At 45.9% G+C, this 13,355-nt stretch carries 8 protein-coding genes and 3 tRNA genes; 3 read left to right on the top strand and 8 right to left on the bottom strand.

Annotated features, from left to right (window positions below; translation table 11 throughout):
• The first annotated feature begins 98 nt into the window (after positions 1–98).
• On the top strand, positions 99–2,096 hold the full coding sequence (gene pulA, locus ACESPU_RS05285; protein WP_373133179.1) for a type I pullulanase: 1,998 nt from the start codon (positions 99–101) through the stop codon (positions 2,094–2,096).
• A gap of 91 nt (positions 2,097–2,187) precedes the next feature.
• On the opposite strand, the gene pgk is transcribed toward pulA, so the two are convergent.
• Together pgk and ACESPU_RS05275 are read right to left on the bottom strand one after the other, a co-directional pair.
• Complete coding sequence (gene pgk, locus ACESPU_RS05280) at positions 2,188–3,459, bottom strand: phosphoglycerate kinase (RefSeq protein WP_009017258.1); 1,272 nt, start codon at positions 3,457–3,459, stop codon at positions 2,188–2,190.
• Positions 3,460–3,556: 97 nt separating this feature from the next.
• Positions 3,557–4,018 (bottom strand): hypothetical protein, encoded by a 462-nt coding sequence (locus tag ACESPU_RS05275; RefSeq protein ID WP_005862967.1) that lies wholly within the window; start codon positions 4,016–4,018, stop codon positions 3,557–3,559.
• 100 nt (positions 4,019–4,118) lie between these two features.
• Between ACESPU_RS05275 and ACESPU_RS05270 the strand changes: the two genes are divergently transcribed.
• The gene (locus ACESPU_RS05270; RefSeq protein ID WP_373133178.1) at positions 4,119–6,434 is read left to right on the top strand and encodes an ATP-binding protein; all 2,316 of its coding nucleotides are present in this window, start codon (positions 4,119–4,121) and stop codon (positions 6,432–6,434) included.
• On the opposite strand, the gene nrfA is transcribed toward ACESPU_RS05270, so the two are convergent.
• From nrfA to ACESPU_RS05245, 5 genes are all read right to left on the bottom strand, one after another.
• Entirely contained in the window at positions 6,431–7,891 is a 1,461-nt protein-coding gene (gene nrfA / locus ACESPU_RS05265) for an ammonia-forming cytochrome c nitrite reductase (protein ID WP_373133177.1), read from the bottom strand. The two genes, ACESPU_RS05270 and nrfA, sit on opposite strands and share 4 nt — an antisense overlap.
• Positions 7,892–8,030: 139 nt before the next feature.
• Positions 8,031–8,104 (bottom strand) — tRNA-Arg (locus ACESPU_RS05260).
• Between the two features lie 28 nt (positions 8,105–8,132).
• Positions 8,133–8,206: transfer RNA gene (locus tag ACESPU_RS05255), tRNA-Arg, on the bottom strand.
• Positions 8,207–8,233: 27 nt separating this feature from the next.
• Positions 8,234–8,310 (bottom strand) — tRNA-Arg (locus ACESPU_RS05250).
• A gap of 76 nt (positions 8,311–8,386) precedes the next feature.
• A complete protein-coding gene (locus ACESPU_RS05245) occupies positions 8,387–10,705 on the bottom strand; it encodes a patatin-like phospholipase family protein (protein ID WP_005857656.1) in 2,319 nt (772 codons plus the stop codon).
• Positions 10,706–10,817: 112 nt separating this feature from the next.
• Here ACESPU_RS05245 and ACESPU_RS05240 point away from each other — a divergent pair, with 112 nt between their 5' ends.
• Positions 10,818–11,141, top strand: coding sequence for a co-chaperone YbbN (locus tag ACESPU_RS05240; protein ID WP_005857654.1), 324 nt, complete (start codon positions 10,818–10,820; stop codon positions 11,139–11,141).
• A gap of 57 nt (positions 11,142–11,198) precedes the next feature.
• On the opposite strand, the gene htpG is transcribed toward ACESPU_RS05240, so the two are convergent.
• A complete protein-coding gene (gene htpG / locus ACESPU_RS05235; RefSeq protein WP_122297270.1) occupies positions 11,199–13,253 on the bottom strand; it encodes a molecular chaperone HtpG in 2,055 nt (684 codons plus the stop codon).
• Positions 13,254–13,355 lie beyond the last annotated feature (102 nt).

Genomic DNA, 13,355 nt, shown 5'->3' with positions numbered 1-13,355 from the left:
GTTTGCGGTAGATTTTTCGCCTCTTCTTTTCTGTTTCGTTGGCGAATCCGATTCGAAACTTCTATCTTTGTGATTGAAAACAAATTACTGAATCAGCCATGACGAGACACTTAGTTCCGGTATCTATATACCTGTCGCTGTTGCTTAGCTGCAACTCACCGAAAGAATACAAATCCTTTGATGAATACCCTTCCTATGAGGGAGACGATCTGGAGTTGTTCTATTCCCCCACGAGATCCGTGTTCACCCTTTGGGCCCCGACAGCGGAAGAAGCCCGCTTGAATCTTTACGCCTCCGGTGAGGGAGGGGAGCCTATCCGCCAGTTGCCGATGAAATCCTCGGACAAGGGTACGTGGCGTATCTCCGTGAGCGAGGATCTGAAAGGTTCCTTCTATACCTTCCAGATCCGTATCGGCGATAAATGGCTGGATGAGACTCCCGGTATCTGGGCGAAAGCCGTCGGGGTGAATGGAAACCGTGCGGCCGTGATCGATTGGGCGGCTACCGATCCGGAGGGCTGGGAGGCGGATAAATCTCCCGAGTTGAAAAGCTTCTCCGATATTATCATCTACGAGATGCATCATCGGGATTTCTCGATCGCCGCGAACTCCGGCGTGACGCATAAAGGTAAGTTTCTCGCCTTGGCGGAGAACGGCACGAAAGGTCCGGGCGGCGTGGCTACCGGCGTGGATCATCTGAAGGAGTTGGGCGTTACCCATGTCCATATCCTTCCTTCCTATGATTATGGCTCGGTGGACGAGACCCGCTTGCAAGATAATGTGTACAATTGGGGGTATGATCCCAAGAACTATAACGCCCCCGAGGGGAGCTATTCCACCGATCCTTACAATCCCGAGGCTCGTATCCGTGAGTTCAAGGAGATGGTGCAGGGGTTGCACCGGAATGGTATCCGTGTGATCATGGACGTGGTTTACAATCATACCTTCGTGGGGGATGGGTCGAATTTCAGTTTGACCGTTCCCGGTTACTTCTACCGTCATAAACCGGACGGAAGCTATTCGGATGCCTCCGGCTGTGGTAATGAGACCGCTTCGGAGCGGGCGATGGTACGCCGCTATATCGTGGAGTCCGTGAAATATTGGGCCGAGGAATACCATGTGGATGGTTTCCGTTTCGACTTGATGGGCATCCATGACGTAGAGACCATGAACGAGGTAAAAGCCGAGTTAACCAAACTAGATCCTTCCATCTTCGTATACGGCGAGGGCTGGACCGCCAGCGATTCCCCGCTACCGGAGGATCAGAGGGCGATCAAGGTAAACGCCCCGAAACTGAATGATGTGGCCGTATTTAGCGATGACCTGCGGGATGCTTTAAAAGGAAGCGTATTCGAGACTACACAGGCCGGTTTCGCCTCCGGAAAGCCGGAAGGTAACGAGGAGTCTATTAAGTTCGGTATTGTAGGCGCTATCCGCCATCCGCAAATCGACTATAACCAAATATTATATTGCAAAGCGCCTTATGCGAACAAGCCTACGCAAGTGATCAACTATGTCTCTTGCCACGATGATCTTTGTTTGATGGATAAGTTGAAGCTCTCGGCCCCGAAAGACGCTACCCCGGATGAGTTGATACGATTCGGCAAGTTGGCCCAGACCATCATCTTCACCTCGCAAGGAGTACCCTTCATGCGGGCAGGAGAGGAGTTGCTGCACGATAAGAAAGGCGTACATAACAGCTATCAATCGCCCGATTCAATCAATGAGATCGACTGGTCTTTAAAGGCAAAAAACAAGGATGTTTTCAACTATTACAAGGATTTGATCGCCCTTCGTAAGTCGCACCCGGCTTTCCGTATCGCCACGGCCGAGGGAGTGAGGGAGGCCCTTCAATTCCAAGAAGTGAACCAGCCCGGTGTCGTAGCGTATACCTTAGGGGAACATGCGAACGGGGATAGTTGGAAGAAGATTATGGTTATCTTTAACGGGAACCGGAAGGCGGTAACGGTTTCTCTGCCGGAAGGAACATGGATTCCGGTTTGTAAAGACGGTCGGATTTATCTGGACGGTAAAGGTTCCGTACAGGGTAAAACTACCGTAAGCGCCTCTTCCGCCTTGATCTTGAAACAAGATTAATACGGAACTAAATCAAAGAAAATCCCCCGGGACATCTCGATGAATACCGAGCGTCCCGGGGGATTTTTTATTAAATCACTTACTTATCTGATTATTTGTAAGCCTCGCCTTTTACAGCTGCGATACCCGGAAGAACCTTACCTTCTATAGCCTCAAGAAGAGCGCCACCACCTGTAGAAACGTAAGATACGCCGTTAGCCAAACCGAATTTGTTAACGCAAGCAACAGAGTCGCCACCACCTACTAAAGAGAAAGCGCCGTTCTTCGTAGCCTCAACGATAGCCTCGCCAACCGTGCGAGATCCGTGCGTAAAGTTCTCGAACTCGAATACACCCGTAGGACCGTTCCAAAGGATCGTCTTAGAGTTCTTGATAACGTCAGCGTAGATAGCCTCGGTCTTCGGACCTATGTCAAGACCTTCCCAACCATCAGGAATCTGATCTACCGGAGCGAAATCAGTCTTAGCGTCGTTGCTGAAATCGTCAGCGATCTTAGCGTCAACAGCCAATACCAAGTTTACGCCTTTTTCTTTCGCTTTCTTGATCAAATCAAGAGCAAGATCCAGCTTATCGTCCTCGCAGATAGACTTACCGATCTTACCGCCTTGCGCTTTCGTGAAAGTATAAGTCATACCACCCGTGATGATCAAGTTGTCTACCTTGTTCAACAAGTTCTCGATGATCTCGATCTTGGAGGAAACCTTAGAACCACCCATGATAGCGGTGAACGGACGTTGGATGTCGTTCATAACCTTATCGACAGCCTTCACTTCTTTCTCCATCAAATAACCGAACATCTTGTTGTCCGTATCGAAGTAGTCAGCGATCAAAGCCGTAGAAGCGTGAGCACGGTGAGCGGTACCGAACGCGTCGTTTACATAGCAGTCAGCGTAAGAGGCCAATCTCTTCGTGAACTCTTTCTGGCTTTCTTTAACGGCTTTCTTGGCAGCCTTCTTCTCCTCGTCAGAAGCGTCTTCAGCCAAACCTCTTGGTTTGCCTTCTTCCTCAGCGTAGAAACGAAGGTTCTCAAGCAACAAAGCTTCGCCCGGTTGCAAAGCGGCAGCCTTAGCGCCGGCTTCTTCGCCAATACAGTCGTTTGCAAACTGAACATCTACGCCTAACAACTCAGAAAGGTGTTTCAATATGTGTTTCAAGGAGAACTTCTCAGTAACGCCTTTCGGACGGCCTAGGTGAGAACCGATAATTACGCTACCACCATCCGCTAAGATCTTCTTTAATGTAGGAAGAGCGGCACGCATACGAGTGTCGTCGGTGATGTTGAAGTTTTCGTCCAATGGAACGTTAAAGTCAACTCTTACAAATGCCTTTTTGCCGGCAAAATTGAAATTGTCAATTGTTTGCATAACTATTGTATTTAATGTCTGTATTAAAATGTTCCTTTAATCGCTTGCAAACTTACATAAAATATTTTTATTTGACCGTTTGCGCTTGCTTTAAATTTTATACCAATTTGAAACGTAGCCGTAATCTCCCGTCAGCATAGTCGTAATTCAACAGCTTGAAATGTCCGATCTCGGATGTATTCGCCACGTGCGATCCGATACATGCGCAGGCATCGTAATCGCCTATGCGTACGATACGTAATGTGTCGCTGGCATCATCGGGCAATTTACTTAAATCCACGATACCGCCGGCCTTTTCTTTTGGCATGAACTCGATGGTTACGGGCAGGTGCCGGTCGATCACCTCGTTTATCTTCTTCTCAACCTCGGCCATGACCTCCGCGCTGGGCTCTTCTGCCAATAGATAATCGCATTTAGACTTCTTCCTCTCTATGTGTGCGTTCTTGGATCTGGGACATCCGAACATCCGTACCATTGTCTGGTTTAAGATATGTTCCGCCGTGTGCATAGGAGGATACTCTTGCTTGTTGTGTTCGTTCAGTTGGATTTCTTGTTTCATATATTTGATGTTTTGATTGTATTTCGTGAAAAATATGCTCAAATGTACGAAATAAATCTTTAGTTTTGTAAAGTCATAGAAAACACCTTAAAGGAACGATATGCCAGCTAAGCGCTTATTTGGAATAATATCCATCATATTTCTCTTTGTTACCTGTATATCATGTAAATCCTCTACAGACTTATCGGAGGAGAAGCGTATACTCGTGATTCAATCTTACGAAAAACATTTTCCCGCCTATGAGAAGATGAAGGAAATCATGTCGAGTGATTTGCGGAAGAAGGGGATACATGCGAGTGTCTATTCTTTTTATTTGGATTGTGAGCAATATTCGGAGAAGCAACAGCGACAGAAATTATTCAAGAAACTGAATGAGTTATCGACATGGAACCCGGATATTATTCTGGTCAATGACGATCAAGCCTTGAACGCTTTGATAAGTAGCAGGCATCCCCTCGCTAAATCGATCCCGGTCGTGTTTATGGGGGTTAGTTATCCCAATATCCCGATCATCCGGAAATATCCGAATATGATGGGCTTTTATGATAAACCGGATTATAAGAGGAATATAGAATTGATACGGCGGCTTGTTGGTAATTGCATCGTCATAAGAGTCTCGGACGATACCTTTCAGGATAATATGATGCTGGCGGACATGAATGCGCAGATTCAGGATATTTGTGCCGTGAACAATATATATTCCTTGGATCGGGTACGTTTATCCGGAAAGAACGGGATTTCGATATCGGATATACCTAAGATAAAGCCGGATACGATGTATATAAGCACACTCAGTACGAAATCGGCGAATGCCCTGATTAAGGGATTCGGCGAGAATTATTATAATAAAGCGTATCTGGCAACCAAGAGGGATTATATGACAATCTCGTTGGGGCGGCTCAGCGCCTTTCCATGTTTCTCCGTGATCAATGAGTTGATCGGAAATCAGAATGGCGTAGTTGGCGGGTATGTAACTGTCTTTAAGGATGAGGTAGAGGCAGCTGTAAACCGGGTCGTCTCTATCTTGAAAGGAACGCCCCCGTCCGATTTTCCGCAAATCGAAGAGAGTAACAAGGCTTATGTTTTTGATTACGGTGTGTTAGAACGATGGAGCATTGATAGTAGTAAATTGCCGGAAGGAGCTATTATCGCGAATATGCCGTTTGTCGTTCAATATAAATATTATATATGGGCTGCCGGCTTTATTCTGGTGGTGATGTTGCTTCTGCTTTTTAGTTACCAAAGAAAGCGATATATACAGGAGGCTTTACATAAGAAGGATGCGCAGGAGAAGTTAAAAAGGGAGAAGACTTTTCTTTCTTTTGCGTTGGATAGCGGCAACATTTTCGCTTTTCGGTATAGCAAAGGGGTATTCGAGTTTGATAATAGATTCTACCATTACTTAGGTATGCCCTGTGTGCCGATGAAAATCGAGGAGTTTCAGGATGCTATACATCCTGAAGAACTGGATAATTTCCTTCGAGACCGGAATCTGCTGGATAGTGGCTTTCTATCCCGGAAAGTGACGCAACGTCGTTGTAACTTTAATAAGAAGGGGTATGAGTGGTGGGAATTTCGCTATGCCCAAAATAAGAATGAGAAAGATTCGGTTTCCGGTGACGAAGCTGTTGAGGTAAGTGGCTTATGCTTGAATATCCAGCGGATAAAAGACACGGAGAATAGCCTTATAGCCGCCCGCCGGAAAGCGGAGGAATCTGATCGGATGAAATTAGTCTTTCTGGCGAATATGAGCCATGAGATACGTACGCCTCTGAATGCGATCGTAGGCTTCTCTCAATTGCTCAATTCGGATATGCCTTTGGAACCGGAGGAAAAGGCGGAGTTTATAGATCTGATTACCAAAAACAGTGACCTGTTGCTTAAGCTGATCAACGATATCTTGGATCTATCACGCATAGAATCCGGTAGCATGTCTTTCTCTTATGAGAACCTCGATCTGAGTAAACTGATGGGAGATATCTTCCATACGCATCAATTGATGATGCCGGAGGGAGTGGAGTTAAAGATAAGGGTTCCCCATGAACCTCTTATCATCCGTTCGGATCATTTCCGGTTGACGCAGGTTTGTACCAATTTCATTAATAATGCGGTGAAGTTTACCGCTAAGGGATATATCGAGATCGGATACGAACTTAGCGCAGATGGAAAATCGATCCTTATTTCCGTGAAAGATACGGGTAAGGGCATTCCTGATGATAAAAAGGAAAAGGTATTCGAGCGTTTCCAGAAACTGGATGAGTTTGCTCAAGGTACAGGCTTGGGGTTAGCGATCTGCCAGAGTATCGTTCATACGTTTCATGGAAGCATATCGCTGGAATCCGAGGTTGGCGTAGGTAGTAAGTTTACGATCTCGCTACCTTATACCCCGGGATTGGAGCTGGAGGAAAGAATTTAATTACCTTCGATGAATCGTTTATTGGCCCTCGCTTCTTCCTGCCATTGGGGGATGACGGTTTCTAAAAACTTTTGTTTGGCCTGTTGCTCGGCTTCCATATCGAGGCCGATATATTGCTGGGCTTTCGCTTTCGTGGAGATATCCGGCATCGGAACATCTTGGGTATAGCCTAGCTGCGCTAAGACCTTCATGATCTGGATGCGGGCTTGGGTAGCCTTATCGAGTCCGCTGCCCAAGATACGTGTGACTTCTTGGGGCGCGTGGAAAGCCGCCCCATGTGAGGCCACGGCGAAGTCCCAACGCCATTGTGCCTGCCGGAACAGTTTTAATACGTTTTTCATTTGAGATTCCGTAGCGCCTTTGTTCCAAGCGAATTTCGCTTCTATATGGGCTTTTGTCAATTCTTCCTCTACACGCATGCGTATGGCGTAGACTTTGTTTTGCCGTTCATAAACATCCTTGCGTAAGGTCTCCTCACTTTCCCGGTGGCAGGCTTGGCAAGTACGGTCTATCATCGCTAACGGGCTTTTGATATGATGGTTGTTGTACCGGTTCTCATCTTCCCCGACAGCAGGCATATGGCATTCTCCGCAGGAAACGCCTCTTTGCCCGTGAATGCCCATCTGGAATAACTCGAAATCCGGATGTTGCGCCTTTATCAAATGTGCCCGGCTTAATTTATGGGTGAAATCGGTGAAGTTTATGCTATCGTAATAGGCTTCTATATTTTCTACAGTATAACCTTGATCCCAAGGTAAGGTTAGTATACGATCTTCTCCTTGGAAATAATATTCGGCGTGGCATTGGGCGCATACTAGAGATCGCATCTCTTGCTCGGTTACGTCCTCTATACGTAATCCGTTGCGCTTATAGGCACTTTTCAAGAATGAGCGGGTCACGCATAATCCCATGCTCTGCGGCTCATGGCAGTCTGCGCATCCGATTGGATTCACGATCTCGTTGCCTAGCTCCGCCCATTTCTTCTTATATAAGGTCTTGGCATCGGTGGTCGTTAATAAGCGGGGTATGTCCGGACTTTTACATGCCCAGCATGCGGCAGGCTGGGGACCACTCGTCGGGGTCATGGGAGAGCCGGTCCGCAGGCTTTTGTATAGATCTTCTATGGAATACATATGCCCTCTGGGACTTAGATAATCTTTTGAGAAAGCGTATCCTGCCCATAATACCACCATTCCGGGATGTTCGGCCAAGATATCAGCTTGTTGGTTCCCATTAAACAAACTGCGGAAAGTCGTGTCCGAGGTTTGTTTCCAACTTTGGTACTCATTGGAATAACGAAGGTCTATAGAGTCGCTGTTTTGTTGATCTATTGGCTGATCATCGGTATCGTCGATGAATTTGATGCTATCTTGTCCGGTAACAGTGGTACGTAAGATCACTAATACGATAATGACGATTAGACTTATGGCTATAGAAGTTTTATAGTGTGCTTTCAAGTGTTTACCTTTTATCTTAAATAAAATATTCTTTGTATTAACTGCGAATATATGAATAATAATGATACGACCGGTAGAAATTGAAAAAATCCTTATTTCATTGCTTCCGAAGACGCTGGATGAAATAAGGATTCTCAAGTGACTCGCATAGGATTCAAACCTATAACCTTCTGATCCGTAGTCAGATGCTCTATTCAGTTGAGCTAGCGAGCCAATCTGTAAATGAATTTGAATATTCAAGTGACTCCTAAAGGATTCAAACCTTTAACCTTCTGATCCGTAGTCAGATGCTCTATTCAGTTGAGCTAAGGAGCCAAGATATATTCTATTGCTATCTTCGAATGGTGACCGCGACAGGATTCAAACCTGTAACCGGCTGATCCGTAGTCAGCTACTCTATTCAGTTGAGCTACGCGGCCATTGTTTCGTGATTGCGAGTGCAAAGGTACGTTTTTGTTTTAAATATGCAAACGTTTCGACTACTTTTTTGCGAATTTAATCTAACATTTTTGGATTGAAGATCAGATAACCAATGTTTAAGCCAAAGTTGAAATTCTCCTTCGGATAACTGTATCCGTTGGCGTACAGACTGATACATAAGAATGGCAATTGCAATACGACCGCCGCTTCACCCATATAATTAAACGAGTGCAAAAACTTACCATAATGCGGGATTCCGACATACGGGTTGTTTTCCGGCACCGTCTTTTGTATTTCATAGAGTGGAGCGAAGCCATACATATCCAACCGGAAGTGCAGAAGCTTGCTTAACTTCAAGATCGGGGAAAGCCCAAAAGCCACATATTGGTTCGCCCGGAACGCCTCGTTGAATACAATCTCGCTATGGGGTGTCGGGGTAAACGCCGGGGCCTGTAATACGCTAGCCGTATAGTTATTCATGAGGTTCTTGCTGGATATGACCATTTCCGCCAAATAACCTAAGTTGAAACGGTTGCTCAGCGTCTGGTATTGGTTCCAGCGCCCTTTCAGTTGCAGCCAGCTATGCACTTTGCGACCAATCGGGGCTTCCGTCGTGGCGGAAGTGGGGGATGGGGTATACTTCTCCGTACCGGTTACGTATTGGGCGATTAGGAATTGCTGTTTTCCGCTTATCGGGTATTGTTTGGTGTTGAGTGAGTTTTGCTCGATACTTAACGAGCCGCTGAATAAATCGTACCAGCTATGGTCGAAAGAGGCGTTCGGGAAAGGTATCGTGGTGCTCTGCAAATAGAAATCGTTCAACCGTCCGTAGGCGAACCCGATCTCCGCTTTCGCATGGTTGAGGAAGGGGAAGCCTAATTTTAGTTTCATGTACAGTTCTTTCTGCTTAATCATGGCGGGCACTATATCCTCATAAAAGAGGGATTGGCTTTCCGTGTATTTCTTGTCCGAGAAGACTCCTTGCCAATTTAAATAAGTGGGGATTTGCGTTTGCAGGTACATCCGGCCACTCAACATGACACCACTAAAGGAGTTACCCACTTGAAAGTTCGAGTTTACGTCGGCGGCGAACCGTCCCAGATATTGATACCCCAATCCTAGGTATAATTGATTCGCTTGATGAGACGATACGTTTCCACCGAAGCCAACCGTGATCTCTTCTTTCATCTTCACGTCCAGGTAAAGATCGAATTTCTTCTCTTTCCGGTTATAAACGGCATGCGGCATGATTTCCCTAATCTTGGAATAGGTCAGCATCTTGAAATAAGCCCGCTTGAACTCTTCCATGGAGAACTCGTTATTGATATCCCTGTGTAATTGGGCCTCTATGTATTTACGCTGGGCCTCGGATACGCCCGTCACGTAAATATTGCGGAAGATCAGCGGGGGAAGGTTCTCTTTATAGGCTTTTCTTCTTTCGGTAACCTCATTTAAAGGCACTTCCCGGGGAACCCGTTGCTTGATGGAGTCGATCATGGAAAGGGTACGTTTATACCCGATGTCCATAAGCTCCTTACCTTTCTGGAAATCCAATAAGGAGACGGTGGGAAAACTGAATTTAATCATCATGCCATCTTCCTCCGGTACCTCGTAATCGGTCTTTTGCATGATCATGGTCTCGATCTGGTTATAAGGATTCTCCGAAGGCTTTTTATTCCCTCCCGATACCGTCGATCCGAAAATGAAATCCGGGTGGAACGCGTCTTTCATCGGGCCTACCGGGAAATTATCGTAGATACCTCCATCGAATAAAGGAATACTGTCTTTCCATATGGGCTGGAAGAAAAACGGGAAAGTCATGGAGGCACGTACGGCGTCTCCCAGATCCCCATTCTTAAAGATGATCGGCTTTTTAGTATATATATCCGAGGCCACGCAACGGAAAGGGACAAACAGGTTGTCGAAATTCCACCCCGCCTTTGCCGTCGCCTGCGAGAACAAGGCCATGAACGCCTGATTCATCTGTATGGGATTGATCAAGCTTTGCGGTAAGAAGCTAGCCTTGATCTGTAGGGAATCGGACATATCGATGGAGAAATGCGCGAATTCCGGGGTCGGGTAAGGCTCCTTGAAATAATAGGTATATTGCTCCTCCACCGTACCTGTTTGCCAATAGGAGAACTCCTTGGAAAGCATCAGCTCCAGCATCTCCTCGGGGGAATATCCCATGGCGTATAAACTACCGATAATCGCCCCGATGGAGGTACCGGTAATGTAATCAATCGGTATATTATTTTCTTCCAGCGCCTTGATCACTCCGATATGTGCCGCTCCTTTGGCACCGCCGCCACTGAGTACCAACCCTACTTTCTGGGCGGAAACAATCTGAATGGCAGCAAGGAATAAGGCTATGATAACTGTTATTTTCCTCATATGAACCCAATCTGTTTTTCTTCTCCAAATGTAAGAAGTATTTCTTTAGAAACATAAACATTTTGTTTTTTCGTATTGTTGAGTTATCAATACAATTAAAACAGAAGATGTTATGAAAGAGAAAGAATTGAATAGGGAAGAGCGGAATAAGACCGTTATGGAGACCGGTGCTTTGGTCATGGCTGAGTTTTATGCGGATTGGTGCCCTCATTGCCAGAAAATGATGCCGATCGTGAAGGAGTTCAAGGAATTGGAGAAAGGAAAATTAGAAGTGGTACAAATCAATATCGAGGAGGAGAGCGCTCTTGCCGATTTGTATACGGTGGAATCGATTCCTACTTTTATCCTGCTACGGAAAGGGGAGGCTTTGTGGAGACAATCCGGCGAGATGAACTTGGATAGGTTGCGGAAAGTGGTCGAGGATGTCGTGGGCTGAAACTAAAAAAACCGTTCCCCCGAGAAGGAACGGTTTTTTATATATGTGAGGATTGGTTTATCCGATCAGTTCTACGCTACGTTTGATGAATTGGCTTAAGGCCTCTCCCTTCAGCATACCGTTTCCTAACAAAGCAAGGTCGATCAACTGACTAACTGTCTTGTTCGTACCGGCGTACTCGGCGAGAACTTGGTTGCGTTGCTCACGAAGCTCATCCAGCTTATGGTTGGTGTTGGTCATATCCTCTTTCTCTTGCGCCGTGATCTCATCTTCTTTCTTTTTGCTTTGAGCCTCACGTAAGTCGGCTTGACGAGCCTCCCATCCTTTGATATCGCTAAGGATCGGTTTTAACTTCTCGTCGCAAGCTTGCTCCTCTTCAGTTAATACTTTCTTGATCAACGGATGATCCGTATTCAATACGAAGTTGAAGCTATCCGGCATCTCGCCATAGAAAGACATACCCGGTTGCATAGCGGACATCTCACGCATTCTTCGCATATACTCGCTTTGTGTCAACATGACAGGGTTCGCGTTTTCGCCCAATGCCTCGAATGTTACGTAGAACTCGGTCTTGTTCAATTTCGGCATCTGACTCTTGAATACTTCCTGCATGGCCGTTTTCTGCTCCTCGCTCAAGGTTACCTTATTCGAGTCTTCCTTGCGGATCAGGTTATCGATCGTATCGCTATCCACACGAACGAAGCGGCTCTTCTCGAACTTCTGCTCCAATTGTCCGATCAAGTGTACATCCAATTGTCCGTCCATTTCCAAGACGCTGTAACCTTTGTCCTTTGCGGCTTGTATATAGCTGTATTGCTCGTCTTTATTGGTGGTATACAGATAGATTAAGTTACCCTCTTTGTCTGTCTGGTTGTCCTTGATTAAGTTCTTGTATTCCTCGAAAGTGAAGTATTTGCCTTCGACGTCCTTGAATAAGGCGAACTTAACCGCACGGTCGTAGAACTTCTCATCAGTCAACATACCGTATTGGATGAATAGTTTCAAGCTATCCCATTTCTCCTCGAACTGCGGACGGTCGTTCTTGAAGATCTCTTCCAAGCGGTCTGCCACCTTCTTCGTGATGTGGTTGGAGATCTTCTTCACGTTCTGATCGCTTTGCAAATAGGAACGGGATACGTTCAACGGAATATCCGGTGAATCCAATACACCATGTAATAATGTCAAGAACTCAGGAACGATACCCTCTACGGAATCCGTAACGAATACTTGGTTGCAATATAACTGTATCTTGTTACGATGCAAGTCGATGTTGCTCTTGATGCGAGGGAAATATAAGATACCGGTCAAGTTGAACGGATAGTCTACGTTCAAGTGAATCCAGAACAACGGCTCATCCGTCATAGGATATAAGTCACGATAGAACTTCTTGTAATCCTCGTCGGTCATATCGGCCGGTTTGCGAACCCACGCCGGTTTGGTGTCGTTGATTACGTTATCTTCGTCCGTATCTACATATTTGCCATCCTTCCACTCTTGCTTCTTGCCGAACGCGATAGGAACCGGTAAGAAACGGCAGTATTTTGTCAATAAGCCATTGATCTTATCCTTGTTCAAGAAATCTTTATTCTCGTCGTCTATATACAGGATAATATCGGTACCACGATCCTCTTTCGTCGTTTCCTCCAAGGAGTATTCCGGTGTACCGTCGCAGCTCCATTTCATGGGAACAGCGCCTTCTTTGTACGATTTCGTCACGATCTCTACTTTCTTGGAAACCATGAAAGAGGAGTAGAAACCAAGACCGAAGTGACCGATGATAGAAGCGGCGTCGTTCTTGTATTTCTCAACGAACTCCTCGGCGCCAGAGAAAGCGATCTGGTTGATGTACTTATCGATCTCCTCGGCTGTCATACCGATACCCCGGTCAGAGATCGTGATCGTTTTGTCATCGAACTTAACCTGTACGGTCAAATCGCCGAGTTCGCCTTTAAACTCGCCTACGGAAGAAAGCGTTTTTAACTTCTGGGTAGCGTCTACCGCATTAGAAACAAGTTCACGAAGGAAGATTTCGTGATCACTGTATAAGAACTTCTTGATAATCGGAAAGATGTTTTCCGATGTTACTCCGATGTTACCTTGTTTACTGCTCATAGTCTGAATATCTTATTATTTTTATTGTTATTTTGTGCGTATTCCTGATCCTGATCATTCTCAAGATCCGCCTATTCCTATACAAAACGAATGCCAAAATGT

The sequence above is a fragment of the Parabacteroides sp. 20_3 genome (genome assembly GCF_964238835.1).
Taxonomy (GTDB): domain Bacteria; phylum Bacteroidota; class Bacteroidia; order Bacteroidales; family Tannerellaceae; genus Parabacteroides; species Parabacteroides distasonis.
This window is presented reverse-complemented; position numbering and strand designations above follow the sequence as displayed.

What these genes read in the sequence shown, in the direction of transcription:
- ACESPU_RS05245 (WP_005857656.1), bottom strand. Translation starts at nt 10,705, where the DNA reads ATGAGGAAAATAACAGTTATCATAGCCTTATTCCTTGCTGCCATTCAG.
- htpG (WP_122297270.1), bottom strand. Translation starts at nt 13,253, where the DNA reads ATGAGCAGTAAACAAGGTAACATCGGAGTAACATCGGAAAACATCTTT.
- ACESPU_RS05270 (WP_373133178.1), top strand. Translation starts at nt 4,119, where the DNA reads ATGCCAGCTAAGCGCTTATTTGGAATAATATCCATCATATTTCTCTTT.
- pgk (WP_009017258.1), bottom strand. Translation starts at nt 3,459, where the DNA reads ATGCAAACAATTGACAATTTCAATTTTGCCGGCAAAAAGGCATTTGTA.
- ACESPU_RS05275 (WP_005862967.1), bottom strand. Translation starts at nt 4,018, where the DNA reads ATGAAACAAGAAATCCAACTGAACGAACACAACAAGCAAGAGTATCCT.
- pulA (WP_373133179.1), top strand. Translation starts at nt 99, where the DNA reads ATGACGAGACACTTAGTTCCGGTATCTATATACCTGTCGCTGTTGCTT.
- ACESPU_RS05240 (WP_005857654.1), top strand. Translation starts at nt 10,818, where the DNA reads ATGAAAGAGAAAGAATTGAATAGGGAAGAGCGGAATAAGACCGTTATG.